General features: G+C 69.9%; 25 protein-coding genes and 1 pseudogene. 9 read left to right on the forward strand and 17 right to left on the reverse strand.

Translation table 11 applies throughout. The annotated features are described in order from the left end of the window. Positions 1-6 precede the first annotated feature (6 nt). Both QP029_RS00610 and QP029_RS00615 read left to right on the forward strand, forming a co-directional pair. On the forward strand, positions 7-684 hold the full coding sequence (locus QP029_RS00610) for a response regulator transcription factor (RefSeq protein ID WP_284875003.1): 678 nt from the start codon (positions 7-9) through the stop codon (positions 682-684). A gap of 2 nt (positions 685-686) precedes the next feature. Further along, entirely contained in the window at positions 687-1,433 is a 747-nt protein-coding gene (locus QP029_RS00615; RefSeq protein WP_284875004.1) for a CPBP family intramembrane glutamic endopeptidase, read from the forward strand. 136 nt (positions 1,434-1,569) lie between these two features. On the opposite strand, the gene QP029_RS00620 is transcribed toward QP029_RS00615, so the two are convergent. From QP029_RS00620 to QP029_RS00640, 5 genes are read right to left on the reverse strand one after another with little or no spacing between them, the layout of a single operon-like run. Then, positions 1,570-2,388: an alkaline phosphatase family protein gene (locus tag QP029_RS00620; RefSeq protein ID WP_284875005.1), complete on the reverse strand. Its 819-nt coding sequence runs from the start codon at positions 2,386-2,388 to the stop codon at positions 1,570-1,572. Next, positions 2,385-3,506 (reverse strand): ABC transporter ATP-binding protein, encoded by a 1,122-nt coding sequence (locus tag QP029_RS00625; RefSeq protein WP_284875006.1) that lies wholly within the window; start codon positions 3,504-3,506, stop codon positions 2,385-2,387. Before QP029_RS00625 ends, QP029_RS00620 begins: the two co-directional genes overlap by 4 nt. A gap of 11 nt (positions 3,507-3,517) precedes the next feature. Continuing rightward, on the reverse strand, positions 3,518-4,381 hold the full coding sequence (locus tag QP029_RS00630) for an ABC transporter permease (RefSeq protein ID WP_284875007.1): 864 nt from the start codon (positions 4,379-4,381) through the stop codon (positions 3,518-3,520). Then, positions 4,366-5,310 carry an ABC transporter permease gene (locus QP029_RS00635; RefSeq protein WP_284875008.1) on the reverse strand — a complete coding sequence of 315 codons (945 nt, stop codon included), beginning with the start codon at positions 5,308-5,310 and terminating at the stop codon, positions 4,366-4,368. Before QP029_RS00635 ends, QP029_RS00630 begins: the two co-directional genes overlap by 16 nt. 1 nt (position 5,311) lies before the next feature. Beyond that, positions 5,312-6,460, reverse strand: coding sequence for an ABC transporter substrate-binding protein (locus QP029_RS00640; protein ID WP_284875009.1), 1,149 nt, complete (start codon positions 6,458-6,460; stop codon positions 5,312-5,314). Between the two features lie 196 nt (positions 6,461-6,656). Between QP029_RS00640 and QP029_RS00645 the strand changes: the two genes are divergently transcribed. Beyond that, complete coding sequence (locus QP029_RS00645) at positions 6,657-7,379, forward strand: HAD family hydrolase (RefSeq protein ID WP_284875010.1); 723 nt, start codon at positions 6,657-6,659, stop codon at positions 7,377-7,379. On the opposite strand, the gene QP029_RS00650 is transcribed toward QP029_RS00645, so the two are convergent. The 6 genes from QP029_RS00650 to QP029_RS00675 all read right to left on the reverse strand — a co-directional run bounded on the left by QP029_RS00650 (position 7,357) and on the right by QP029_RS00675 (position 14,499). After that, a complete protein-coding gene (locus tag QP029_RS00650; RefSeq protein WP_284875011.1) occupies positions 7,357-8,094 on the reverse strand; it encodes a GntR family transcriptional regulator in 738 nt (245 codons plus the stop codon). The genes QP029_RS00645 and QP029_RS00650 overlap by 23 nt on opposite strands. Positions 8,095-8,164: 70 nt before the next feature. Beyond that, positions 8,165-9,391 carry an alkylhydroperoxidase domain protein gene (locus QP029_RS00655; RefSeq protein ID WP_284875012.1) on the reverse strand — a complete coding sequence of 409 codons (1,227 nt, stop codon included), beginning with the start codon at positions 9,389-9,391 and terminating at the stop codon, positions 8,165-8,167. A gap of 12 nt (positions 9,392-9,403) precedes the next feature. Then, on the reverse strand, positions 9,404-11,026 hold the full coding sequence (locus tag QP029_RS00660) for a dipeptide ABC transporter ATP-binding protein (RefSeq protein ID WP_284875013.1): 1,623 nt from the start codon (positions 11,024-11,026) through the stop codon (positions 9,404-9,406). Between the two features lies 1 nt (position 11,027). Further along, entirely contained in the window at positions 11,028-11,903 is an 876-nt protein-coding gene (locus QP029_RS00665) for an ABC transporter permease (RefSeq protein ID WP_284875014.1), read from the reverse strand. After that, entirely contained in the window at positions 11,900-12,841 is a 942-nt protein-coding gene (locus QP029_RS00670; RefSeq protein ID WP_284875015.1) for an ABC transporter permease, read from the reverse strand. The genes QP029_RS00665 and QP029_RS00670 overlap by 4 nt, the downstream gene beginning before the upstream one ends. Next, positions 12,838-14,499, reverse strand: coding sequence for a TIGR04028 family ABC transporter substrate-binding protein (locus QP029_RS00675; RefSeq protein WP_432418739.1), 1,662 nt, complete (start codon positions 14,497-14,499; stop codon positions 12,838-12,840). Before QP029_RS00675 ends, QP029_RS00670 begins: the two co-directional genes overlap by 4 nt. Positions 14,500-14,612: 113 nt before the next feature. Here QP029_RS00675 and QP029_RS00680 point away from each other — a divergent pair. Together QP029_RS00680 and QP029_RS00685 are read left to right on the forward strand one after the other, a co-directional pair. Beyond that, positions 14,613-16,597, forward strand: a pseudogene (locus QP029_RS00680) (FAD/NAD(P)-binding protein). An 896-nt stretch (positions 16,598-17,493) separates the two neighbouring features. After that, a complete protein-coding gene (locus tag QP029_RS00685; RefSeq protein ID WP_284875016.1) occupies positions 17,494-17,766 on the forward strand; it encodes a hypothetical protein in 273 nt (90 codons plus the stop codon). Between the two features lie 111 nt (positions 17,767-17,877). Here QP029_RS00685 and QP029_RS00690 read toward each other — a convergent pair whose 3' ends face one another. After that, the gene (locus QP029_RS00690; protein ID WP_284875017.1) at positions 17,878-18,594 is read right to left on the reverse strand and encodes an SDR family oxidoreductase; all 717 of its coding nucleotides are present in this window, start codon (positions 18,592-18,594) and stop codon (positions 17,878-17,880) included. Between the two features lie 37 nt (positions 18,595-18,631). Here QP029_RS00690 and QP029_RS00695 point away from each other — a divergent pair, with 37 nt between their 5' ends. Then, a complete protein-coding gene (locus QP029_RS00695) occupies positions 18,632-19,573 on the forward strand; it encodes a DMT family transporter (RefSeq protein ID WP_284875018.1) in 942 nt (313 codons plus the stop codon). 11 nt (positions 19,574-19,584) lie between these two features. Here QP029_RS00695 and QP029_RS00700 read toward each other — a convergent pair whose 3' ends face one another. Further along, a complete protein-coding gene (locus QP029_RS00700; protein ID WP_284875019.1) occupies positions 19,585-20,730 on the reverse strand; it encodes a cystathionine gamma-synthase in 1,146 nt (381 codons plus the stop codon). A 7-nt stretch (positions 20,731-20,737) separates the two neighbouring features. Continuing rightward, positions 20,738-21,526 (reverse strand): ABC transporter ATP-binding protein, encoded by a 789-nt coding sequence (locus QP029_RS00705; RefSeq protein ID WP_284875020.1) that lies wholly within the window; start codon positions 21,524-21,526, stop codon positions 20,738-20,740. A gap of 30 nt (positions 21,527-21,556) precedes the next feature. Here QP029_RS00705 and QP029_RS00710 point away from each other — a divergent pair, with 30 nt between their 5' ends. From QP029_RS00710 to chrA, 3 genes are read left to right on the forward strand one after another with little or no spacing between them, the layout of a single operon-like run. Next, positions 21,557-22,516 (forward strand): mechanosensitive ion channel family protein, encoded by a 960-nt coding sequence (locus tag QP029_RS00710; RefSeq protein WP_284875021.1) that lies wholly within the window; start codon positions 21,557-21,559, stop codon positions 22,514-22,516. Positions 22,517-22,525: 9 nt separating this feature from the next. Then, complete coding sequence (locus QP029_RS00715; protein ID WP_284875022.1) at positions 22,526-22,939, forward strand: globin domain-containing protein; 414 nt, start codon at positions 22,526-22,528, stop codon at positions 22,937-22,939. A 34-nt stretch (positions 22,940-22,973) separates the two neighbouring features. Further along, entirely contained in the window at positions 22,974-24,176 is a 1,203-nt protein-coding gene (chrA, locus tag QP029_RS00720; protein ID WP_284875023.1) for a chromate efflux transporter, read from the forward strand. On the opposite strand, the gene QP029_RS00725 is transcribed toward chrA, so the two are convergent. Genes QP029_RS00725 through QP029_RS00735 form a run of 3 tightly spaced genes read right to left on the reverse strand, consistent with a single transcriptional unit; the run spans position 24,173 to position 26,068 of the window. After that, a complete protein-coding gene (locus QP029_RS00725; protein WP_284875024.1) occupies positions 24,173-24,973 on the reverse strand; it encodes a TspO-related membrane protein in 801 nt (266 codons plus the stop codon). The genes chrA and QP029_RS00725 overlap by 4 nt on opposite strands. Before the next feature lie 25 nt (positions 24,974-24,998). After that, positions 24,999-25,625: a DUF8185 domain-containing protein gene (locus tag QP029_RS00730; RefSeq protein ID WP_284875025.1), complete on the reverse strand. Its 627-nt coding sequence runs from the start codon at positions 25,623-25,625 to the stop codon at positions 24,999-25,001. Then, positions 25,622-26,068, reverse strand: a complete 447-nt coding sequence (locus tag QP029_RS00735) for an acyl-CoA thioesterase (RefSeq protein ID WP_284875026.1) — start codon at positions 26,066-26,068, stop codon at positions 25,622-25,624. The genes QP029_RS00730 and QP029_RS00735 overlap by 4 nt, the downstream gene beginning before the upstream one ends. Between the last annotated feature and the right edge of the window lie 66 nt (positions 26,069-26,134).

The following is a 26,134-nucleotide window of genomic DNA, read 5'->3' on the forward strand; positions in this document are numbered from 1 at the left end:
GTAGACATGAGCAGGATTCTCATCGCCGAGGACGACCGCGGCATCGCCGACTTCATCAACCGTGGCCTCACCTCGGCCGGGTACGCCTGCGACGTCGTCGACTCCGGCCCCGCCGCCTTCGCCATGGCCCGGTCCGGCGACTTCGACCTCATGATCCTCGACCTCGGCCTGCCCCACATGGACGGCGCCGACGTCCTGGAGCAGCTCCGCGCCCTGCGGGTGAGCCTGCCCATCATCGTGCTCACCGCCCGCACCAAGCTCGAGGACCGGATCCGCTCGCTCGAGGGCGGCGCCGACGACTACATGCCCAAGCCCTTCCAGTTCGCCGAGCTCCTCGCCCGCGTCCGGCTGCGCCTGGCCGACAAGGTCGCCAACGGCGACAACACCCCCACCGACGGCGGGTTCCGCATGGTCCGCGGCGATCTCACCCTCGACCTGCGTACCCAACGCGTCAAGGTGGACGGGGCGTGGAAGGACCTGTCCCGGCGCGAGGTCGGCCTGCTGGAGACCCTCATGCGCCACCCCGGCCAGATCCTCTCCCGCGCCCAGCTGCTGAGCATGGTGTGGGGCATGGACTTCGATCCCGGCTCCAACGTCGTCGACGTCTACATCCGGACCCTGCGCAAGAAGATCGGCGCGGAGAAGGTGGAGACGATCCGCGGCTCCGGGTACCGGCTGGTGTGACGGTGGTGGACAAGGTGGTGGACACGGTGCCGCGCCGTCCCCTGCTCTTCCTCGGCACCACCCTCGTCTGCTCCCTCCCCTGCTACGCGCTCAACCGACTCGATGTCCGGGTGCCGTTCGGGCTTCCACCCAGTGTCGTCATGATCGGTGTCCCCGCCGCCGTCGCCGGCACGTTCGTCGCCCGCGACGAGGGCAGGCGGGGTGTCCGCCGCTGGCTCGCCTCGCTTGTCGACGTCCGCCGTACCCCACCCCGCGTTCTCCTCACCGCCGCGCTCCTCATGCCCGCCGTCCACCTGGTCGCGGCGGGCCTGTCCGGTGCCGTGACACCGGTGACACCCAGTGCAGCCGCGCTCACCCTGGTCGTGTTCATCCTCGGCGCGATCCCGGAGGAACTCGGTTGGACGGCCTACGCCACCGGGCCGATGCAGGAACGATTCGGCGTGACCGGGGCCGGAATGGTCATCGGCGCGGTGTGGGCCGGGTGGCACGTCGTGCCCTGGCTGAGCATGGGGCACAGCTGGCGGTGGGTCGCCTGGCAGTCGGCGGTCACCGTCGCGATGCGCGTCATCATGGGGCACCTGTTCCGGATGTCCGGCAGGAGCGCCGCGACGGCCCTGGTGTTCCACGCCCTGTCGAATGCGTCACTTGAGATCCTCCCCGGTGGCGTGGAACTGAGGCGGACGGCCATCGTCGGAACCCTGCTCATTCTGCTGGCTGCCGGGGTGACGAAGGTGAACCGGGATACTTAGCTACAGCTGGCCTCCCGGGTACCCCGGACCACGCCCGCCGAGGGGCCGAACGGGGCCGGCCAGCCGGTGCCGCTGGTACACGGCCGCATGGGCGTCGGCAGGGCGACGCTCACCCTCGGCTACGGGCTGCTGTTCCTCACCGGGCGTCGAGCATCATCCCCGCCAGCTCCTCGGGCCTGATCTCGGCCGGCCAGTCCGGGGTGTCACCGGTCGGTGACCAGGTCACCACCCAGGACTCGCGTTCGCGGGGATGGTCGCCACCGTGGCCGCCGGTGTCGAGGTGGCCGTGATCGGTGACCAGGACGACGAGCCAGTCCTCCCCTTCCTGCTGCGCGCGGGCGGAGACGGTGTGGATGAGGCGGGTGACGTGGGCGTCGATACGCCGGAGCGCATCGCGGTACTGCTCCCCCTCGATGAGGCCGTAGGTGTGGCCGGCGTCATCGGCGTCATCGGCGTCGCAGAAGTAGACGAAGCCGACGTCGAAGTCGGCGCCGCGGAGCGTGGCCACGGTGATGTCGGTGATCTCGGCGTCGATGCGTTCGTAGCCGTGGGTCTCGCCGTCGCGGACGATGACGCGGTGCAGGCCGGCGAACTGCTGCTCCACGCGCGGGTGGATGACGGGGCCGAGACCGTCCGGGTCGACGAGGACGGGCCAGCCGGCAGCGGCGAAGGTGCGGGTGGACTGGTCGCGGTAGAAGGCCTTTGACAGCACGTCGGGGCGGGACCACAGGCGGGAGCCGACCATCGTGTTGTCGCGCACCCCGTGCTCGGCGTGGCTGGAGCCGGTGAGGATCGACGACCAACCGGGCCCGGAGATGGTGGGCACCTCCATGGCCATCCGGTGCCAGCGCCCCTGGTCAGCGAGGGTCCGGACGGTGTCGGCGACGCCGGGTTCGGCGAGGATCTCCCAGCGGGCGCCGTCGATGCCGATGATGAGCAGGTGGCGGGGGCTCACCGGTAGGTCTCCACCTGGGACAGGGCCTGGGCCTCGGCGGCCTCCCGCTCCGTGGGGTGGTCGATGACGGTGTCGCGGCGCTGGACGGCCATCTGCACGCCCATGCCCACCTGGAAGCGGTCGGCGGCGCGGGTGGGCAGGTCGATGCGCAGGGGCTGCTCGAGGACCTCGTCCTGGACCATGACGGCGGTGAAGATGCCGCGCAGCTGCTTGTCCGTCACCTTGAAGCGGGCGGCGTCGTCGTGGGCGAGGTCGATGTCCTCGGGGCGGATGAGGGCGGTGGCGGGCTGGGCGGCGTCGACACGCAGCTCGGGGTTGACGATCTCCAGATCGGCGCCGAGGACCCGGATACCGCCGTCGGTGACGATGCCGGGGATGCGGTTGACGATGCCCACGAAACCCGCGATGAACGGCGTCTGCGGGTTGCCGTAGAGGTCGGCGGGGGTGCCGATCTGCTCGATGCGGCCGTCGCGCATGACGCCGACCCGGTCGGCCATGATGATGGCCTCCTCCTGATCGTGGGTGACCAGGAGGGTGGCGATGCCACGGGAGAGCTGGATTCGGCGGATCTCGTCGCGCAGCTGGCCACGGACCTTCGCGTCGAGGGCGGAGAGCGGCTCGTCGAGCAGGAGGACATCCGGCTCGATGGCCAGGGAGCGGGCCAGGGCGACGCGCTGCTGCTGACCGCCGGACATCTGGTTGGGATACTTGTCCACGTGCTCGGACAGGCCGACGAGCTCGAGGAGCTCACCGGCACGGCGGCGTCGCTCGGCGGTCTTCACGCCACGGATCCGCAGGCCGTAGGCGACGTTGTCGCGGGCGGTGAGGTGCGGGAACAGGGAGTACGCCTGGAAGACGATGCCCATGTTGCGTTCCCGGGTGGGGGTGGCGGAGGCGTCCTTCCCGCCGATGAGCACCTGGCCGGAGTCGGCGGACTCCAGGCCGGCGAGGATGCGCAGGGAGGTGGACTTGCCGCAGCCGGAGGGGCCGAGCAGCGCCACCATCTCGCCTTCCCCGATGGAGAGGGTGAGGTCACGCAGGACGGTCTTCGGTCCGTACTTCTTCACCACGTCGCGCAGTTCGACGTGCGGTCGGTTGAGGGATCGGGGGTGGTTCATGGGGAGGCCTCTCAGTTCTTCCGGACCTTGTCGGTGGCTGTGTCGGTGGCTCTGTCGGCGCGCGACATCGCGGAGATGGCGACGAGCAGCAGCCAGGTGATGATGACGGTGATGAACGACAGGGCGGCGATGCCGCGGGGGTTGTTGTTGGACACCTCGACGAGGAACACGGGGAAGGTGTAGTGCAGCAGCAGGGACGCCATGGCGTACTCCGCCAGGCACATCGCCACCGACAGCAGCGCGGCCGACAGCATGGCCACCCGCAGGTTGGGCAGGACGACACGGAGGAGGGTGGTCCAGGTGCCCGCGCCGAGGGAGGAGCTGGCGGCGAAGAGGGTGCGCAGGTCCAGTGCCTTCACGCCGGCGTCGATGGCGCGGTAGCACAGCGGCATGGAGAGGATGACGTAGAGGGGGACGAGCGACCACAGCGAGTTGATGAACGCCGGGGCGACGGCCCGGTAGAACTGGCTCACGCCGGAGACCAGCGCCACGGCGGAGATGACCAGCGGCAGGACGGAGAGCATCTCGGCGACCTTGGCCAGCTGCGGTGCCCGCAGGTTGAGGAAGATGTTGGTGGGCACGAGCAGAGCGAGCATGAGCAGCGTGGAGGCCAGTGTGAGCAGCAGGGTGTCCCGGATGGCGGGCAGCGCCTTCGGGTTCTGCAGCGACTCCAGCAGCGGTGCGGCGGTGATCCCCTCGCCGGGGCGGGTGAAACCGAACACGGCCGCCGCGATCCAGGGCAGGAAGAAGAAGATGAGCGCGACGACCAAGATGGCGGTGGTGGCGGCGTTGCCTCCACGGCCGCCGGAGCTTCTCGACGTCCGCGTGCTCACCGTCGGCGCATTCGGCCGGTCGATCACTAGTTGCTCAGCCACTGGTCACTCTTTCTGGTCAGCAGGAATCGGATGCCCATGGCGGCGAGGATGATGATCATCATCCACGTGACCAGGGCGGCGGCCAGTCCCGGGTTGAGCAGGACGTTGCCGCTGATGAGGAAGCCGATGACGATGGGCACCAGGTTCAGCGACCCGCCCGCCAGCGCGTAGGCGGTGGCGTAGGCGGCGAAGGCGTTGGCGAACAGCAGCAGCAGCGAGCCGATGATCGAGGGCCACAGGACGGGCACGGCGACGTCGCGAAGGTACTGGAACCTGCTCGCCCCGAGGGAGGCGGCGGCCTCGTACCAGGCCTTCTTCACCCCGCCCATGGCCGGCAGCATGAGGATGGCCATGAGCGGGACCTGGAAGAAGAGGTAGACGATGGTGACGCCGAGGAAACCGGTGATGGAGAACTCCGCCATCGCCCCCGGGGCGATCGACTCGATCCAGCCGGTGACCATGCCCTGGGTGCCCAGCATGGCGACGAACGCGAACGCCAGCTGCACGCCACCGGACTGGGAGGCCAGGGCGGAGAAACTGCTGACCAGGGAGGTGAGCCAGCGGGGGCCGTCGGCGCTGACCAGCGCCCAGGCGAGGATGACGCCGAGCACGCCGCCGATGACGGCGGTGAGCAGGGAGAGCTGGGTGGTCAGCCAGAAGGCCTGGCGGTAGGTCGGGCCGACCGCCTCGGCCATGGTGGCCACGGAGAACCGGCCCGCCGGGTCCTGGAAGGCGCGGATGAGGTTGGCGATGATCGGGATGATGAGGAAGGCGGCGACGAAGGCGAAGAACGGCAGCGCACCCAGCACCGATCCGGAGGTCAGGGTGCGGAAGGTGAAGCGGGAGCTCTTCTTCTCTGCCGGCTCCGGCCCGGTGCTGTCCGGGGCGTCCGGGGTATCCGGGGTCAGGGCGTCGACGGCGGCGGTCATGCTAGATCCTCACCTTCGTGGCCCAGTCGGCGGCGATGACCTTGTCGGCGTCCTCGCCCTGCTCGGCGGTGGGCAGCTCGACCTGGGCGACGATCTCCGGGGCGGGCAGGGAGTCGAGGGCCTCCTGGGAGAGCTTGCCGGCCTCGGCGAGCTCGGTGAAGCGGGCGGGGACGGCACCGCCGAGGGCGTACTGCTCGGAGCCCTCGTCGGAGGTGAGCCAGTCCACCCACAGGCGGGCGGCGTTGGGCTGCGGGGAGCCGATGGTGACGGGCTGGGCGGAGTAGTTGCCGAACACGCCGTCCTCGAGGACGGTGTACTCGAAGTCGACGCCGTCGCGCTCCAGCTGCTCGGTGCGGCCGAGCCAGTTGTAGTTCCAGTCGAAGACGACCGCGGCCTGACCGGTGGTCAGGGCGGAGGACTCGTCGGAGATGGTCACCAGGTTGCCCAGCTCGGCGAGTTCGGCGAAGAACTCGATGCCCGGGGTGATGTCGTCGAGCGAGCCGCCGTTGGCCAGGGAGGCGGCGAAGACGGTGGCGATGGAGGATGCGCCGGAGCGCGCGTCACCCGGCAGGGCGATCTTGCCGCGGTACTTCGGGTCCTTGAGCTCGGCGAAGGAGGTGGGCACATCCGCGGCGGCCTTGTTCACGCCGACGGCGAGGACGCCGTAGTAGGCGCCGATCCACTGGCCCTCCGGGTCCTTGAGGTTGTCCGGGATGGCGTTGAAGTTCGACGGCTTGTAGGGCTCGATGAGGCCCTGGTCGATGGCCGGCTGGGTGAAGGAGTAGCCGATGTCGAGCACGTCGGGCTGGGAGGGGTGGCCCTTGAGGTTCTGCACGGCCTGGAGTTCCTCGGCGGAGGAGGCGTCCGGGGAGTCGACGACGACCTCGACGCCGTACTTCTTCGTGAACTCCGCGAAGTGTCCCTTGTAGTTCGCCCAGGTCTCCGGGTAAGCGATGAGGCGGACGGTGCCCTCCTCCTTCGCCTTGGCGGCGATCTCGTCGAGGGAGCCGCCGATGGCGGAGGCGTCGGTCGGTCCGGAGGAGCCACCGCCGCAGGCGGCGAGGACGGGGCCGGCGGCGACGAGGCCGGCGCCCAGGCCGAGGGCGCGGAGCAGGGTGCGGCGGGAGACGGTGGTGCGGGGTGCGGACACGGAAGGACCCTTTCGATCACGGGATGGGGAGGTGACGGGACAACCACCGGCGATGACCGGTGGCTGCGACTGGGCTCAAGTGCGGCAATCGTTGTTGTCGCCAACGTTCCCGTGAGGTGAACAACAGGAGAATTAACCGCTAGACCTTTTCGCATATTCGCAGGCCTTTAGGCTGCAGGCCCAACACTCGGGCCCGATGACCACTCCCGAGCAGCAGCTGGCCGACCTCCTGCCCACCGCCCGCGGCATCCCCTTCGACTTCAACGGCACCCTCAGCGACGACGAGGCGGAGCTCGCCCGGGCCTACGCCGAGGCGCTGACCGCCCTGGGCCTGGAGCCGATGCGCGACGGCGAGTACGACGCGCTGCTGGGCCGCAGCGAACCCGACATCGCCCTGGCCCTGGTCACCGCCCGTGGCCACTCCCCCGCCACCGCGACCGCCACCGCGACCGCCACTGCGACCGCCGCTGCGACACGGCTGCTCGACCATGTCGCGGACCAGTACATCGCCCTGTGCGCGGAACGCCCCCGGGTCGCCGACACCACGGTGGCGATGGTCCACACCCTCCGGGAGCGGGGCGTGCGGGTGGGGATCGTCACCGGAACGCTGCGCCGGCTCATCACCCCGGTGCTCAGCGAACGCGGGCTGACCGACGCCGTGGAGGCGCTCGTCACCGTCGAGGACGTCACCCGCGGCAAGCCCGATCCGGAGGGGTTCCTCGCCGGTGCCCGGGCCCTGGGCCTGGCGGATGACCCGGGCGGCGTCGTCGTGTTCGAGGATTCCCGGGCGGGGGTGGCGGCCGCTCAGGCGGCCGGGATGCGGGTGATCGGGATCGGTCCGGCCGCCGGCACGGACCTGACGTTTCCCGCCATGACGGACGTGGCCGAGGTGGTGCTCAGCTCCCCGTCGAGTCGGTGATCACCTGGATCTGGGCGACATCCGAACGCAGGGCGTCCTCGGAGTACTCGACGACCACCCCGCGGGCGGTCTCCGCGGTGCGGTTGATGCGCAGCAGCGGGAGGTTCCGGGAGATCCGCAGGATGTTCTGCTCCCACCCGGAGGCGATGCCCGGGGTGATGGTCTCGGACTTGCGCACCGGCGCGAGGTCCCAGTTCCGGCGCAGCAGCTCGTAGACGGATCCGGTGAGGTCCTCGTCGAGCAGCCCCGGGACCAGGGCGGCGGGGAACCAGGAGTTCTCCAGCAGCAGCGGGGTGTTGTCCACGGTGCGCAGCCGCAGCAGCTGGAAGGCGGGTTCGTCCCGCTCGATACCCAGGGCCTGGGCCACGGTGCCGGGCGCGGGCACGAGGGACGCCTCGAGCACCTCGGAGGTCACCATGATGTCGCGTTCACGCAGCTGGGGCATGAACCCCTCGATGCGGGTGAGTTCCACCACCGGCGGGACGCTGCGGACGAAGGTGCCGCCGGTCCGCCCGCGACGACGGTCGATGAGGCCCTCGAGCTGGAGGATGTCCAACGCGTGACGCACGGTCATGCGGGCGACGTGGAACTCCTCCACCAGTTCCCGTTCCGCCGGAAGTTTGTCACCGGCGGTCAGGTCACCGCGCTCGATACGGGCCCGTAGCTCATCGGCGATGACGAGATACGCCGGGGGGCGGCGGCCTGAAGTTTCCACCCAGCAAGGATAACTAATGCATTATGGAGTTTGCATATGACCCGCCTTAAGTGCGACTATTCCCACCGGCTCAGCGGAAACGCGCCGGCACCGTCGGCTCGCCGAGGCCGAGCATGAGCCGGTTCGCCCAGTTGAAGAAGGCCGTGGCGTAGAGGTGATCGAGCAGGTCAGCCAGGGTGAGACCGAGCCCCCGCAGCTGCTGGACCGTTGCTGCGTCGTAGGCGATCGGGGTCCGTGTCAGCGCCACGGAGGCGTCCCGCAGGCCCGCCCACACCGGCGTGTCCACCGCCGTGCCCACGCCGTCCGCCAGGAGCGTATCGACGTCGCGTTCCTCCCCGCCCTCCTCGATCGCCCGGGCCGCATGCACCGACGCGCAGTACACGCACCCGTTGAACCGGGAGGTCACCGTCGCGGACCATTCCCGGTCGGCGCGGCTGAGCCCGCCGTCGGTGTTGCAGAAGATGTCCAGGTCCGTCAGCGTCCGTGCCTTGAGCGCGGCCGGGTCGCGGGCCAGCAGCCGGAAGTAGGGCATGTCCGCCCGCTCCGGACGGATAAGCGAATCGAGCTGCTCCTCGCTGAGATCGGCCTTGTCCACGGGCGTCACCCACGGTGTCCAGCCGAGGGAGTGGCGGACGAAACGTTCCGGACGGACCGGATCGACCTCGACCGGTTCCGGGGAGCGGCCGTCCCCTGTGAGGCGGGTCGCCTCCGCGACGGTCACCGGGCGGCCGGAGAGGACCTGCAGCCCGTGGACCACGCGCAGCTGGAAGGCGAGGAAGGAGACGAGCTGGGCCAGACTGACCACGTCATCGGCGGACCAGCCGGCCGCGGTGAGCCGGTCGATCGTCTCCGGCCGGGCGTCCCGCGGGTGGAAGGTGAGCAGGTGCGCCAGGTCGAAGGCCGCGGCCAGCCGCTCCCCCAGGGCACCTGCGTCATGGGTGACGTGGCCGCCGGGTTCGGACTCGTCGACGAGACCGGACTCCCGGTAGGTCCCGTAGGGACCGGTGGACAGGGCGTGGTCCACGGCGGTGAGGACGGCGTCGCGGAGGGTGGCGGGGGCGTCGTCAAGCAGGAGTTCGGAGTAGAGGGTGCGCGCGTTGGCCACCTGGTGGACGCCGGCGACATAGGTGGCCACGGCGTAGCGCTCGCCGTAGGTGAAGGTGCCCGGATTGACGGGCTCGAGCAGCGCCTCGAAGCTGCGCTGCGCGTTCGCCAGGGCGTCCGGGCGGGCCTGGCGGGCGGCGACGAGTTCATGGTCCGGCGGGAGGGTGGCGAGCAGGTTGATGATGTCGGTCACGGGATACTCCTTCTACAGGCCCAGGTTGAGGTCGCCACCACGGTAGCGACGCCCCGGGATGGCGTCGATGAGCTGGCGGGTGAAGTCTGATTCGGGGGCGCGGAAGACCCGCTCCGTGGGGCCGGCCTCGACCTGCCGGCCGCGGCTCATGACGGAGACGGTGTCCGAGATCTGCCGGACCACCGCCAGGTCGTGGGAGATGAACACGTAGGTCAGCCCCAGCTCGTGCTGCAGCTCGTCGAGCAGCCGGAGGATCTGGGCCTGGACGGTGACGTCGAGGGCGGAGACCGCCTCGTCGAGGACGAGCAGCTCCGGCTCGAGGATGAGCGCCCGGGCGATGGCCACGCGCTGACGCTGACCGCCGGAGAGTTCGGCGGGTCGGCGCGCCGCGGTGCCGGAGTCCAGGGCCACCAGATCGAGGTAGCGCTCGACCCGGGTGGCGGCCTCCGCCTTCCCCGAGCGGGTGAAGTTGCGCAACGGCTCGGCGACGGTCGCGCCGATGGTCTGGCGCGGATCGAGGGAGGAGTACGGGTTCTGGTAGACCAGCTGGATGCTGCGGCGCAGGTCGCGGCGCTGTTTCCGGCCGAGGGTGGTGATCTCGGTGCCGTCGACGGTGATGGACCCGGCGGTCGGCTGGTTGAACAGGGCGATGGACCGGCCGAGGGTGGTCTTGCCGGAACCGGATTCGCCGACGACGGCGTGCGTGGTGCCCCGGTCGACGGTGAAGGAGACGTCGTCGACGGCGGTGAAGTCGCCGAAACGCTGGGTGACACCGTCGACCACGAGCAGCGGCGGGGCGTCCCCGTCGGGGACGGGCCGACGCCGGTGGACGTCGGCGACGGCGAGGGAGGGGGCGTCGGCAAGCAGCTGGCGGGTGTAGGGGTCGCGCGGATCCGTGAGCACCGTCGCGGCGTAGCCGGACTCGCGGACCTCACCGCGCTGCATGACCACGATGTGATCGGCGCGGTCGCCGGCGACCGCCAGGTCATGGGTGATGAACAGGATGCCGATGCTCAGCTGCCGACGCATGTCATCGAGCAGGTCGAGGATGATCTTCTGCACCGTCACATCCAGGGCAGAGGTCGGCTCGTCGGCGATGATGAGGTCCGGCTCCAGCGCGACGGCCGCGGCGATGAGCACGCGCTGCTTCATGCCGCCCGAGAGCTCGTGCGGGTACTGGTCGTAGCGGCGGGCGGGATCGTCGATGCCCACCTGTTCCAGCAGCTCCAGGACGCGGGCCTTCCGGGTCGCCGCTGTCCCCCGCCGGTGGACGGCCAGCCCCTCGGCGACGGACTCGCCGATCGTCTTCACCGGGTTGAGCGAGTTGTTCGGATCCTGCGGGATCAGCCCGATGCGGGTGCCGCGGATCCCGCGCCACTGCTTCTCGGACAGCCCGGCCAGGTCACGGCCGTCCAGCCGGATCTCCCCGGCGTCGATGTCGGCGTTGCCCGGCAGCAGACCGATGATCGCCTGCGCCGTCGTCGACTTACCCGACCCGGATTCACCGACGATGGCGGTGATCTGGCCGGCGTGCACGGCCAGCGAGACGCCGTTGACGGCGTGGACCTCCCGGCCGCCGGCGGTGGCGTAGGAGACGACGAGGTCGGTGACCTCGAGCAGGGGCTGACGTGTCATGTCAGGCCTCCTTCCGGATGAGCTGGGCGAGGTAGTTGGTGGCGCACACCACGGCGACGATGACCAGTCCCGGCAGGACGGTCAGCCACCAGGAGGTGGCCATGTAGTCGCGCGCGTCGGCGATGATCAGGCCCCACTCCGGGGTGGGCGGCGGGGCACCGTAGCCGAGGAAGCTCAGCGTGGACAGCTGCAGGATGGCCGAGCCGAACTGCAGGGCCGCCAGGGCCAGCACCGGGGTCAGCGAGTTGGGCAGGATGTGACGCACCAGCACCTGCCACTGCGTGCCGCCGGAGCCGTAGGCTGCCTCGACGTAGTCGGACCCGGCGACCGAGAGCACCTGCGAGCGGGCCAGGCGGGCGAAGGTGGCCACCGAGGTGACGCCGACGGCGATGGCGGCGTTCATCGTGCCGAAACCGAGCAGGATGATCACCGACAGGCTCAGCAGCAGCGCGGGGATGGACAGCAGGACATCGATGAAACGCATGAGCACCGAGTCGACCCAGCCACGCTGCGTGCCGGCGAGCAGGCCGATGAGCGTGCCCACCACGAGGCCGACAAGCACGGCGATGACCGCGCCGGTGAGGGATTCGCGGGTGCCCCACACCACGCGGGTGAACAGGTCACGGCCGACGGCGTCGGTGCCGAACCAGTTGGTGGCGTTCGGCTCCAGCAGCGGCTGGAAGGTGCCGACGTTCGGCTCATGGCTGCTGAACACCTGCGGGATCAGCGCCCACAGCAGGGCGACGACGAGGACGGCCGCCGAGATGAGGGTGCCGGGACGCGTCCACACGCTGCGGCGGAGGCGCCGGCGGCGGGGTGTGTCGGTGGCCGTGGGGGTTGCGGCGGGGCCGGTGGCGGTGAGGGCTGTCGTGCTCATGAGCGGACCTTCCTGCGCAGGCGGGCATCGAGGACCGGGTAGAGCAGATCGACGATGAGGTTGATGAGGACGTAGAGGGTCGCCGCGATGACCACCACGGCCAGCAGGACCGGGGTGTCCCGGTTGGCCACGGCCTGGACCGTCATCTGGCCGAGCCCGGCGCGACCGAAGACGGACTCGGTGACCACGGCGCCGCCGACGAGTTCGCCGAACAGCAGGCCGGCCATCGTGAGCGCCGGGAGCATGGCGTTGCGCAGGATGTTGCGCCAGAAGATCCACACCTCACCGGCGCCGCGGGCCCGGACGGCCTGGATGAACGGTTGTCCCTTGACCTGGTCGATGGAGCGGATGAGCACCTGCGCCAGCGGGGCGGCGATGGGGATGGACAACGTGATGGTCGGCAGGATGAGGGCCTGCGCGGTGCTCGCCCCGATGACCGGGACCCACCCCAGTCGGAAGGAGACGAGCTGGATGATGACGATGCCGAGCCAGAACGTCGGCAGGGAGACCATGAACGCGGGCAGCGAGCGGAAGACGTCACCGACGGCGCGGAACTTCTCCGAGGTGCCCACGATGGCGATGCCCAGCGCGAGGACGACCGCCAGCGCGAACGCCAGGAGAGCGAGTGCCACGGTGCCGGGAATGGCCTCCGCCAGCAGCGTGGACACGGCGGTACCCGTCTGCACGGAGTACCCGAAGTTTCCGGTGACAAAGCCGCCGAGCGCCTGGACGTACTGGGCCAGGATCGGCTCGTCCGCACCGTAGGTGTCCCGGATGCGCTGCAGTTCCTCGGCCGACAGCGCCAGGTCGGGGCTGGCGTAGCGGGCCATGACACCGTCGGACGGCAGGGCGGAGAGCAGGATGAAGGCCAGGGTGTAGGTGATCAGCAGGACCAGCACGGCCTGGCCGATGCGCCGGAGGATCATCGAGGAGGTCACTGGTCGTCCCCTTCCGTGTGGTTGTCACCGTGGTCGAGCCAGACCCCGTAGAAGGACGGCCGGCCGATGGCGTCGGGCTGGAAACCCTTGACGTAGGGCTGGGCGCCGTAGACCTGGGGTTCCTCGAACAGGGGCAGGATGTAGGCCTGTTCGGTGAGGTAGTCCTGGACACGGCCGGTCATCTCGGCGCGGTCCTCCTCCGCGGGCAGGGAGGCGATCTGCTGGAGCATGTCCTCGAGCTGCTGGTCGTGGACCTGCCTGGTCTCCTTGTCGCCGTTGAGCAGTTCGTTGCGGTTGTCGGAGTGCCACATCGACTTGATCACGTCGTAGTCGGCGCGACCGACCATGGTGTGCCGGATCTGGATGTTGTCGTACGACAGGGAGTCGGCGTTCTGGGTGGCATTGTCACCGGGGTTGAGGTGGACCTCGATGCCCACGCGGCGGAGTTGCTCCTGGATCTTGGTGATCACCTCACGTGAGCGGGGCTGCGGGACAGCCTCGTTGATGGTGAAGCTCAGGCGCTGCCCGTCCTTGACGCGGATGCCGTCCGGTCCGGGGACCCAGCCGAGCTCGTCGAGCAGGGCCTCGGCCTCGGCCCGGCCGTGGCGGTAGGCGTCGCCCTGATCACGGAAGCCGAGGGCGGTGTGGGCGATGGCGGAGCGGGCGACGGGGTAGGACTCGGAGAACAGGGTGTGGTTGATTTCCTCGCGGTCGATGGCGCGGATGATGGCCTGCCGCATGCGGATGTCCTCCAGCAGCGGGTGCATGAAGCGGAAGCTCAGGCCGTTGTTCACGCCGTTGGTGCCGTGGGAGATGACCTGGAGACCCTGGTCGCGGAGGTGGCGTTCGACGGGGGCCTCGATCTGGCGGGCGAGGTCGGCCTGGTCAGCGACGAGGCCACCGACGCGGACCGATTCCTCGGCGGCGAGGACGTAGTCGATCTGGTCGAGCCGCGCCCGGCCCTGGTGGGGGTGCGCGGGCGGGGCCCAGTCGTAGTCCTCGCGGGCCGTGAGTGTCAGGAGGGTGCCCAGGTCCTCGGATTCGATGACGAAGGGGCCGGAGCCGATGACGCCGGTGGCGTTGCCCGGTGCGAAACCGTCGTTGCCGAGGGCGAGCGTGGCGTCGGAGAGTAGTCCGGCGTTGAAGGAGCTGGTGGCCTGGGCAAAGCCGGGGGCGGGGGCGGAGAAGTGGAAGCGGACGGTGTCGGCGTCGACGACCTCGCCGCGTTCGTAGTTGGTGATCTGCTCCGAGGAGGTCAGGGTGCGGTCGGAGTCGCCGAGACCGTAGAGGTCGAAGTTGGCGACGACGTTCTCCGGGGTCAGCGGGGTGCCGTCGGAGTAGGTGACGTCGGTGCGGATGTCGAAGGTGTACTCGGTGGCGTCGGCGTTGACCTCGGGCAGGTCCGTGGCGATCCACGGGCTGAGTTCGAGGGTCTCCGGGTCCTGGTAGAGCAGCCGGTCGGTGATGTTGTTGACCACGCCGCCGTTGGGGTAGAAACCGGCGCCCGGCGGGTAGAGCGTGGCGAAGAAGATCGGCTCGAGGTAGGTCAGCCGTTGGACGTCGTCGTCCGGGCCCGTGGTGGCGCAGGCCGTGAGCAGCCCGGCACCCAGGGTCGTGGCGACGACCGCGGCCACGACCCTCGCCAGTCGCTTTGTCAGGGACACGTGTTTCTCCTTTGGTCAGATTCCGGGGACCTTACCACGCCCTAGACTGGTTGGTATCCGACAGGTAGACCGTCTAGTCTATTTATATCGACGGTATCGTCATCCCCATGACAGGAGCAGCGTTGTCCCATCCCACCCCCGCCACCCCGGCCGGCCCCACTGACCCGGCTCTGGCCATCGTCGGCCTCGGCCCCCGCGGCATCTCGGTCATCGAACGCATCGCCGCCGCCCTGCCCGCCGACCGCGGCCTCACGCTCCACCTCATCGACGACGCCCAGCACGGCGCCGGCCGCGTGTGGGACACCGACCAGACCCGCACCCTGTGCATGAACACCCTCTCCGGCGCCGTCACCCTGTTCACCGAACCCGGTTCCTCCGTCACCGCACCCGTCCTCGAGGGCCCGATCCTCCACGAGTGGATCCGTCTGCTCCGCGGCGACCGCGACGGCATCTCCCCCGCCGCGATCGCGCTTTACGACGCCCACCCTCCCGCACCCGCCATCGCCACCTCCTTCGCCGAGGAACTCGCCGTCACCGTCCCCGAGTCCAACCCTTCCCGCGCCCTCTACGGTGCCTACCTGCGCTGGGTCTACGACGTCGCCCTGGCCCAGCTGCCCGACAGCGTCCGGGTCCTCGACCACCACTCCCGGGTCACCGGCATCACCGAGGTCGCCGGCCGTGACGTCCTCGAGTTTGCCGACGGCTCCACCGTCACCGCCGACGCCACCGTCCTCGCCTACGGCTGGCAGCCACCCGGACCCTCCCCTCCGAGGCTGCCCTCGCCGAAGCGTCGGACGCCGCCGACCTCACGTGGATCCGCCCGGGCAACCCCGTCGAGCAGCCCGTCCACCTCGTGCCCGAGTCCGGCACCGTCCTCGCCCGCGGCCTGGGCATGGGTTTCTTCGACGTCATGGCCCTGCTCACCGTCGACCGCGGCGGCTCCTTCGTCGAGGACCCCACCACCCGCTCCGGACTGCGCTATGAGCCGTCCGGCCGCGAACCCCACCTCGTGGTCACCTCCCACCGCGGCTACCCCTACCTGCCCAAGTCCGAGTTCCACGCCCTTCCGCCCGCCGCCCGACTCACCCGGCTCACAGCTGTCATCGCGGAGCTGGCCGACCGGACCGCCCCGGCGAGCATCGACTTCGACACCGAGGTGTGGCCCGCCGTCATCGCCGACGCCTACGAGGCCTACTACCGGGTCCTCGCCCGCGTCCGCCCCGACAAGGTGGTGACCTCCTTCGACGAGATCGTCGCCACCATCGAATCGGCCGTCCGCGACGGTGCGATCACCGCCGACCTCACCGCCCTCCACACCGCCCTCGCCCCGCACACCACAGAGCCCTTCGACCTCACCCGCTGGCTCGACCCGCTGCGCGGTGTCGGCGGATCACTCGACCTGGTCACCGAACAGATCGCCGCCGGCATGGCCTCCGACATCACCGAGGCCGAAGCCGGACTCGACAGCCCCCTCAAGGCGGCCCTGTGGTCGGTCAGCGCCTCCCGCAAACCCGCCTCGATCCTCGGGGCCGAGGGCCGCTACACTCTCGAATCGCGCCGCAACCTCTTCCGCACCACCATGTCCCTGGGGCAGATGGTCGGTTCCGGCCCGCCGCTGTTCCGCACCCGCCAACTGCTCGCGCTCGTCGACGCCGGCCTCGTCTCCTTCCTCGGCGCCGACCCGACCGTCGAGGTCGCCGACGGCGCCGTCGTCGCCAGCTCCCCCACCACCCTGGGCGAGCCGGTCCGCGCCACCACGCTCATCGACGCCTGGATGCACCGGCCCGACGTCCGCCGCCCCGGCGACCCCCTCGCCGTCTCGCTTCACGACGCCGCCCGCACCCGCCCCTTCCAGCTCACCGCCGCCACCGGCCGCACCGTCGACAGCGGCTCCCCCGAGGTCGACCCGGCCACCCGCCTGGCCGTGCGTGCCGACGGCACCCTCGACCCCCGACTCCACATCATCGGCATCCCGACCTGGGGCCAACTCCCCGACACGACCATCTCCCCCATGCCTGGGACCGACCCGCTCATGCTCCAGGAGACCGACAAGGCGGCCCGCAGCGCTCTCGCCGTCGCCCTCGACGACTGACCCCCTTCGGGATCAGCCCGTCGGAAGGAGTACTGATCCCGAGTCCAGATGAGCTGACACCGGGTGATCCCGACGGGCTGATCCCGAACCTATATCGTCCGGCGCCGCAACCCGAGGAGCTGTCCATCTGTGGACAACTCCGGTTATCCACAGACTCCGACCCCACTCGTAGACGTGAAGCTGGACCATCGTGGCCAGACGGTTCAGCGTGGGAGCCATGAAGAACTGGCCGGACCACTTTTGCCTCATCCAACTTCGACGCCTCACGCTCAAGGACCAGGATGTCCTCGCCAAGGTGGCTGACGGAACTCTTCGGAAGCTCACCAAGGAGATCGCCATGGATGCACGTGCGTTCGCTGATCTTCCACCCTGGGACAAGGCCACTGCCCGGGCCGCGGCGGTCGGGCTCACTGCCGACACCGCGGTGGTGGCGGGGCCCGCGGCCGCCCGGCTGTGGGGAATCGATGTGCTGGGACACGACGACACCACCGAGCTGCTCCTTCCGGGGTCAGCCCGACCGGGGTCGAAGAAGGGCTGGCCACCGGGTGTGGTCTACCGCAGCGGTTTTCTCCATCCCGACGACATCCATTCGGAGCACGGTATCCGGGTCACCCGACTCATCCGCACGCTCGCCGACATCGCCCGCCACCACACTCTCGAGCAGACGGTCGTCGCCGTGGATTCCGCCCGGAGGCTGTGGCCGGAGTTGACTCCCGCGACGTTGGATAACCTGGCGGATTTCTCTCGGCCCGTTCCATCGGACCCGGACACTGCGGCAGGCGATTGCGCTGTCCCGTCCGGAGATCGGCAGTGCGCTGGAGTCCCAGGCGAGGTTCCGGCTGTGGGAGGCCGACCTACCGGGCGTGCATCGAGTGGAGACGCAGGCCCCCATTACCGTGAACCACGGCATCACCTACCGGGTCGACCTGCTCATCAACGGATGGCTGGTCGTGGAGGTGGACGGAGAAATGAAATATCGCGGCGCATTCGGTGTCACCCCTGACGAAGCCATTCGCCGGGAGCGCAGGAGGGAGAAGGAGATTCAGAATCTGGGATATGTCGTCCTGCGGATCAGCGCGGCGGACCTCCGTGACCCGGCCGGGTTCCTCACCCTCATCGCCGACACCCTGGCGAACACCACTGTCCCGGCTCATCTGGTCCACGCCTGACCGAAGTTCGGGATCAGCCTGTCGGGATCACCCCGCGTTCGCGGGTTAGAACTCGGGATCAGTACTCCTCCCGACGGGCTGATCCCGAATCCTGGGAGGAGGGCGGCTTCTCTACCGGTCCGACAGCTCCACCCGCGGCCGCACGGCCACCTCGGTGATCTGGGTGGAGGGCCCGGCGTCGACGACCATGCGGACGGCTCGGGCGACCTCGACGGGTTCGATGTAGTGCTCAGGCCGGTACTCCTGCCCCGCCTGCCCCTGCAGTCCCTGGAGCATGGGGGTGTCGGTGGGGCCGGGGGCGACGGTGGCCACCCGCACGCCCGCGCCGGCCTCGCCCTTGCGCAGCCCGTCGGCGACGGCGCGGAGTGCGTGTTTGGTGGCGGCGTAGACGACGTTGTCGGGGTAGGCGCCCCGGCCGGCGCCGGAGTTGATGAAGATGACGGTGCCGTCGCCGGCACGCAGGGCGGGCAGGAGTCGGCGGGTCAGTTCGGCCGGGACGTGGACGTTGAGGTCCATCATCTGCCGCCAGTCGGAGACGCCGGCGGTCTCCACGGAGAAGCGGGAGGCGACGGCGGCGGCGTGGACGAGGACGTCGATACGCGAGAGGTCGACGAGGCGTTCCACCGCACAGGAGGTGCCGGCGGAGTCCAGCAGGTCAACGACGAGGTCGGTGCTGACGGGGGTGACGGATTTCAGGGCCCCGAGTTCGGCGAGGGCGGTGTCGCTGCGGCCGAGGGCGTAGACGTGGTGGGTGCGGGTGAGGTCGGCGACGATCTCGCGGCCCATGCCGCCGGTGGCGCCGGTAACGATGGCGATCTTCTCGGTCATGAACTGGACCTTAGTCGGACGGGACTAGGGTGTCCTCATGCTCGCTCTCATTTTCGGTGTCCTCGTCGGCGCCGGCATGCCGCTGCAGACGAGCGCGAATTCGCGCCTGCGCCTGTCAGTGGGGTCGCCGTACCTGGCGTCGTTCATCTCTTTCGCGGTGGGCACGCTGACGCTGCTGGTGGCCACGCTGCTGCTCACCGGCGGTCTGCCTGACCTGACGGAGGCGGCGGGCGGCCCGGCGTGGTTGTGGATCGGCGGCCTGCTCGGAGTGGTCGTGCTCACGGGCAACATCTTTTTGTTCCCGCGGCTGGGCAGCGTGCAGACGGTGGTTCTGCCCATCACGGGCCAGGTGCTCATGGGTCTGCTCATCGACCATTTCGGGTGGTTCAATGCACCGCAGGCTCCGTTGACCATCGCCCGGTTCCTCGGCGCCGGCCTGCTCATTCTCGGTGTCGTCGGGGCGATCGGGCTTCTCGATGCCGTCCTGCGCCGCGACACCGTCATCCCCACCGGCGCGAGCCGGGGCGCGGGTCTGTGGCTGTGGCGGCTGGCCGGGGTGGTCTTCGGCATGTTCTCGGCGACGCAGACGGCGGTCAACGGTCAGCTCGGTGTGGTGCTGGGGTCGGCGGTCAGTTCGGCGCTGATCTCGTTCACGGTGGGGGTGGCCACACTGCTGCTCATTGTCCTGGCCACCCGGGCGCGGTGGCGGGTCGAGCGGGTCGAGGAGAACGTCCGCAATCCGTGGTGGATGTGGATCGGCGGGTTCCTCGGGGCGGCGTTCGTGTTCGGTAACGCGTTCCTCGCACCGGTCATCGGCACGGGGCTGACGGTCATGGTGATCCTGCTGGGCATGATGGCCGGAAGTCTGCTCATCGACCAGTTCGGGCTGCTGGGGGCACGGAAGAAGCCGACCACCGTGCTGCAGGCGCTGGGTCTGCTGTGCATGGTGGCCGGCGTGGCCGTGATCCGCCTGCTCTGACGGTCGATCGGTTAGAGCGAGGCGACCGCCGCCAGCGCCGCGTCGACGTCGGCGAGCAGGTCGTCGATGTCCTCGATGCCGACGGAGATGCGCACCAGGTCACGGGGCACCTCGAGCTGGGAGCCGGCCGCGGACTGGTGGGTCATGGTGGCGGGGTGCTCGAGAAGCGACTCGACACCGCCGAGGGACTCGGCGAGGCAGATGAGCCTGGTGTTGAGGCAGAAGGCGCGGGCGGCCTCCTCGGAGTGGAAGCGGACCGAGACCATGCCGCCGAAGCGGGTCATCTGCTTCGCGGCGACCTCGTGGCCGGGGTGGGATTCCAGGCCCGGGTAGAGGACGGTGGCCACGTGGTCGGAGGCGTCGAGGTGGGCGGCGATGGCCTCGGCGTTGTCGCAGTGGCGGTCCATGCGCACGGCGAGGGTCTTGATGCCGCGGGCGGTGAGGTAGGCGTCGAAGACGGAGGGGATGGGGCCGACGCCGCCCTGGTAGAAGTAGACCTCTTCGTCGAAGGCCGCGTCGTTGGTGACCACCATGCCGCCGACGACGTCGGAGTGGCCGCCGAGGTACTTGGTGGTGGAGTGCAGGACGATGTCGGCACCGAGCGCCAGCGGCTGCTGGAGGTAGGGGGAGGCGAAGGTGTTGTCCACGACGAGCTTGGCGGTGCCCTTGATACCGGCGACGGCGGCGATGTCGGTGATGCCCAGTGCCGGGTTGGTGGGGGTCTCCAGCCAGATGAGTTTGGTGTTCTCGCGAACGGCGGCCTCGACGGCGGCCACGTCCGCGGTGTCGACGACGGTGTACTCGACACCCCAGGAGGCGAAGACCGTGTCGATGAGCCGGAACGTGCCACCGTAGGCGTCGTTGCCCAGGATGAGGTGGTCGCCGGGGCGCAGGAGGATGCGCAGGATGATGTCGGTGGCGGCCATGCCGGAGGCGAAGGCCCGGCCGTGGGCGGCGCCTTCGAGGGCGGCGACGGTCTTCTCCAGGGCGTCGATGGTGGGGTTGCCGCAGCGGGTGTACTCGAAGCCGCCGCGCAGCTCGTTGAGCCCGTTCTGCGCAAAGGTGGTCGACGCGTAGATGGGGGTGTTGATCGGGCCGTACAGGCTGTCGGGGTCGTAGCCGGCGTGGATCGATTCGGTGGAGAAGCCGTGAGTCATGGCGCCACTATAGACCAAGCGGTTCACCGTGGGCGAACCATCGGCCGGACTTATATTCAACGGCCACGGGCATGTCGTAGAGGCGGCTGAGGTTGTCGGCCGTGAGCGTCTGCTCCACCGGCCCAGCGGCGAGGACGCGGGCGTCCTTGAGCAGCAGGACATCGCTTGTCGACGCCGCGATCTCCTCCACGTGGTGCGTCACCAGCACCGTCGTCAGGTCGGGGCGCTGCCGACGCAGCGTGTCGATGACCCCGAGCAACCGCTCTCTGCCCGGCAGGTCGAGGCCGGTGGTGGGCTCGTCGAGTAGCAGCAGGTCCGGCTCGGTCATCAGGGCCCGGGCGATGAGAGTCCGGGCGCGTTCCCCCTGGCTCAGCTGCGTCCACCGTAGGCGACGCTTGTCCGCCAGGCCGGTCAGGGCGAGCAGGTGGTCGAGCCGGCCGAGCTCGTCGTCGGTCGGCGACCACCGCGGCAGGTAGCCGTTCGAGCCGGTCACCCCGCTGAGGACGGCTTCGGTGACGTCGATGTCGCCGAGTCGCTGGCGCGGGTCGACCCAGCCGATCCGCCGGCGCAGTGCCTGCAGCTCGACCCGGCCCAGCCGGTGGCCGAGGATGTCGACGGTCCCGGTCGTCGGGTACCACCAGCCGCCGGCCAGGCGCAGGGCGGTGGTCTTGCCGGCCCCGTTGGGGCCGAGGACCGCCCAGTGGGAGCCGGCGGGGACGTGCCACGTGAGGGCGTCGAGAAGCAGGGTGGCGCCACGACGGACGGTGACGGAATCGAGGAACAGGGCATCAGCCATGTCGGGAAGTCTAGGTACGCTGGCACCCTGATGGCTACAACAACGCAGACTGTAAGTACCTGGTGGGAGAGTCCCGCCGTCCAGACGTGGCTGGTGGAGCGGCCGGTCGAGATCATCCTCACTCTGGTGGTGGCGGTGGTGGCGCACTGGCTGCTGCGCCGGGTGATCGACAAGCTGGCCCGGCGTAATCTCGCCGCCCGCCTGCCCAACCTCGCCTCCGCGTTCGGTCGCGGCTCGAACCAGGAGGAGGAGGTCACCGCGCAGATGGCGGCCATCCGCCGCTCCCAGGAGTCCCGCCGCAAGGCCCGCATCCGGACCCTGGCCGACGTGGGCAAGTCCGCCGCCGCGATCCTCGTGTGGACGTGGGCGGGCCTGGCGATCATCTCGTCCCTCGGCGTCAACATCGCCCCCATCATCGCCTCCGCCGGCGTCGCCGGTGTCGCCCTCGGTTTCGGCGCGCAGTCGCTGGTCAAGGACTTCCTCTCCGGCATCTTCATGCTGCTGGAGGACCAGTACGGCGTCGGCGACACCATCGACGTCGGCGACGAGATCTCCGGCACCGTCGAGGAGGTCACCCTGCGCGTGACCACGCTGCGCGACATCGACGGCACCCTCTGGTACGTCCGCAACGGCGAGATCCTGCGCGTGGGCAACTTCTCCGACGAGTACTCCATCGCCCGCATCCAGGTCCCCGTCGGCCTGTCCAACAACGCTGAACAGGCCGCCGAGGTCATGCTCGCCTCCGCCCAGCGCACCGTGCAGGACGCCGACATCGCCGACGTCATCCTCGACGAGCCCGAGTTCAACGGCATCACCGACTTCGCCCCCGACCACCTGAGCATGCGCCTGTCCGTGAAGACCCTGCCCGGACAGCAGTGGACCGTCCAGCGTCGCCTCCTCGGCCGGGCGTTGGCCGACATGCAGGCCGCCGGCATCACCACCCCCTACCCGCACGGCATCGGTGTCCGACCCCCGGGCGAGACTGGTTAGGGTGGAGCCATGACCCAGTCCCTCTACGACGCCGTCGGCGGCCAGCCCACCTTCGCCCGCATGGCCGCGGGGTTCTACGAGCAGGTCCGCACCGACGACATCCTCGGCCCCATGTACCCCGCCAACGACTGGGAGGGCGCGGAGAACCGCCTGGCCTGGTTCCTCGCCCAGTACTGGGGCGGCCCGCAGACCTTCAACGAACAGCGCGGCGCCCCCATGCTGCGCCGCCGTCACATGCCCTTCCCCGTCGACCGCGCCGCCGCCGAACGCTGGCTCGAACTCATGGGCCGTTCCCTCGACCAGATCGATGAGGAGACCATCCCTCCCGTGTACCGCCACGCGATCTGGGACCACATGCAGCGGGTCGCGGCGATGCTCATCAACACCGCCGACGAGGGCACTCCCCCGCCGATCGCCCACTGAGCGGGGCGCGCCGTCCGGCCCTAGGATCATCGTCGTGTCCGATCATGATTCCCGGCCCGGCCGTCTCGGCGAGGTCATCCGCTCCTTCGGTCTCCTGAGCGTCACCGCCTTCGGTGGCCCCACCGCCCATCTCGGGTACTTCCGTGAGGAGTTCGTCGCCCGTCGCCGTTGGCTGAGCGAGCGTTCCTACGCCGACATCGTCGCCGTCGCCCAGTTCCTCCCCGGCCCCGCCTCCTCCCAGGTGGGCATGGCGCTGGGCTACCACCGCGCCGGATGGGCGGGCATGGCCGCCGCGTGGCTGATGTTCACCGCCCCCTCCGCGATCATCCTCGCCGCCTTCGGGCTCCTCCTCGGCACGGTCGGGGTCGAGGGCGGCTGGATCGCCGGGCTCCTCGCCGCCGCCGTCGCCGTGGTCTTCCACGCGGTGTCCGGCATGGCCCGGTCGATGGCCGACACCCCGCTCACTGCGACCATCGCGGTCCTTGCCGGCCTCATCGTCCTCGCCCTGCCGAGCCCGCTCACCCACGTCGCGGTGATCCTCCTCGCCGGCCTCGCCGGGATACTGCTGCGCCGCACGCTTATCGACGCCTCCCCGTCCCCCGACACCGCCGATCCCGACTCCGATGCGGTGCGCCCGGTCTCCGCCCGGGCCGCCACCATCAGCCTGGGACTGTTCTTCCTGCTCCTGCTCGGCCTGTGGCTGGGCGCCACCGTCCTGGGCGGCTGGCTGCTCACCCGGCTCAACGCCTTCGTCCAGGCCGGCGCCCTGGTCTTCGGCGGCGGTCACGTCGTCCTGCCGCTGCTGGAGCAGCAGACCGTGGCGACGGGGTGGATCTCCCAGGACGCCTTCCTCGCCGGTTACTCCGCCGCCCAGGCCGTGCCCGGCCCGCTGTTCACCTTCGCCTCCTACCTCGGCGCGGTCGACGGCGGGATCGGCGGGGCACTCCTGGCCACCGTGGCGATCTTCGCCCCCTCCGCCCTGCTCATGACCGCCGGCCTGCACTTCTGGGGCCGTTGGCGTCACCTGCCCGCGCTACGCTCGGCGTTCACGGCGGTCAACGCGGCGGTCGTCGGGCTCCTCGGTGCCGCCTTCTGGGACCCGGTTCTCAGCCACGGCGTCACCGGGATCCGCTCGCTGGCCATCGCCGTGCTGTGCTGGCTGGGTCTGGCGATGTGGAAGCTCCCACCCTGGTCGATCGCGGTGTTCGCCGCGGCGGCGGGAGCGGTCCTGCTCTAGCGGCGGATCTGGGAGGCGATTGCGGCGAGAAGCACCACGGCCGCGGCGGCCGCAGCCGTCCACACCAGTGCCTCACTGGCGAACTCCCCCTCGGTGCGGGCGACGGCGATCCACGCCAGTCCCCACGCCGTGGCCAGGGCCGGGGCGATGCGACCCCCGTCGCGGAAGGCGGCCAGGGCCGCAACCGCCGCGGCGACCACGAGGCCGACGATGCCCACCGGGACCTCCTCGAACGCCGTCACCCCGGCGTCGGCGAAGGTGGCCCAGGTGTTGGCGAAGGTAGCCGCCAGCACCCAACCGAAGTACAGGCCGAAGGTGCCGTCGGTGAGGACGAGCTCGACGACCCCACCCGTGCGGGGACGACCGAGGAGGTACAGGATGCGGATGAGCACCGCGAGCAGGGCGACGATCACCACCACCGACAACCACAGCTGGTCCAGTTGCACCGTGAACAGCCAGCCCGCGTTGAGCAGCGCGGACAGCAGAGCCCACGGGCGCAGGGCCCGCTGGCGCTCCGACGCCCGGGCGGTGGGCGTCAGCTGCCAGATTGCGTAACCCGCCAGGCCGAGGTAGATCACGGCCCAGATGGAGAATGCCGCACTGGCCGGGGCGAGCGGGGTGGCGTCGGCGGAGAGGGCACCCCCGGCGGCCTCCGCCACCGGGGTGCCGACGAGTGCTCCGCTGCCCAGGTAGGCCATGGCGATGGCTGCCGCGATACCGAGGACGGTGAGGATCGGCATCGCCCAGGAGGTGCGGGTGGACTGATGGTCACGGGAGGCTGCTGTTGTTGTCGACATATTAGTTATCGACTATAGGGGAAAGTCAGAACAACGACAGCGAGGTGGAACGGTAGACGGACCCGAAGGGGGCGTCGACACGCACCCAGCGTCCCACCGTGGACACCCGCAGATGACGGGGAACGTCGATCGGGGCGGCGAATCCCGGGATGAGGCCGAGGGCGGTGCACGCGAAAATCATCCGCATGGGGACCTCCGCGGTGCGGCCCTCCCCCTCCACCGTGATGACGGTCTGATCGAGCAGACTCGCCGGCGGGCCCAGCGGCCCCGAGAACTGCCGGGCCAGCGCCTGACCCTTGTCGGCGAGCTCCCGCACCACCTGCACGGGCAGCGTGTCCACCAGCTCGAAACCGGCCGCCGGCGGCAGGGCACCGGGCCAGTTCGGGTCGCGGGCCGGACCGATCTCGGATGCGCCGGCCCGGAGGGCGTCGAGAAGATCGGTGGCCGCCACCACCGCCCCGTCGCGGGACGCCTCACCGCTCACCCGGCGGGAGGCGACCACCTGGAAGGGGGTGGTGACGAAGACATCCACCGAAGCATCATCGATCTGGCGCAGGCGGGCCGACGCCGACGCATCGAGCCCCACCGCCCGGCCCACCAGGGACTGCAGGCCCGGGCCGCCGTCGACGATCCGCAGGGACTCGGGAATCACTGGTCCTCGTCGCCGGTGAGCTCGTGCGCATCCTCCGCGCGGGTGAGGATCTTCACCTCACGCTGGGTGATCGACCGCGGGCGCTCCGTGTTCATGTCGATGGCCACCTGCACGCACTCCACGATGCAGGCGGTCCGTCCCTGCCGGTCCTTGATCTCCTGACGCGTGGTGAACGACGTGTTGCCGATCTCCACCACCTGCGTCTCAATGAGCAGCTCCGTCGTGTCGGGGAGAACCGGGCGAAGGAAATCCGCGTCGATGTGACGGACGAACACCGCGAAATCCAGGCCCTTGGAGGTGAACTCGTCCTCGGCGAACTTCAGGCGCGCCTCCTGGGCGAGCTCGATGTAGTTCGCGTTCATGATGTGACCGTAACGGTCAAAATCGGCCCACCGGACCGGGATGACGGTCTCGTGGAGAGCGGAGTTCTGGTCGGTGTTCATGCGGGTGAGATTCCTTGTCCGGGGTCTGCTGGCGCGGGTGCCCGCGCTGTTTCCTCCGTCCAATCT

This window comes from Corynebacterium suedekumii, assembly GCF_030252185.1.
GTDB classification, from domain to species: domain Bacteria; phylum Actinomycetota; class Actinomycetes; order Mycobacteriales; family Mycobacteriaceae; genus Corynebacterium; species Corynebacterium suedekumii.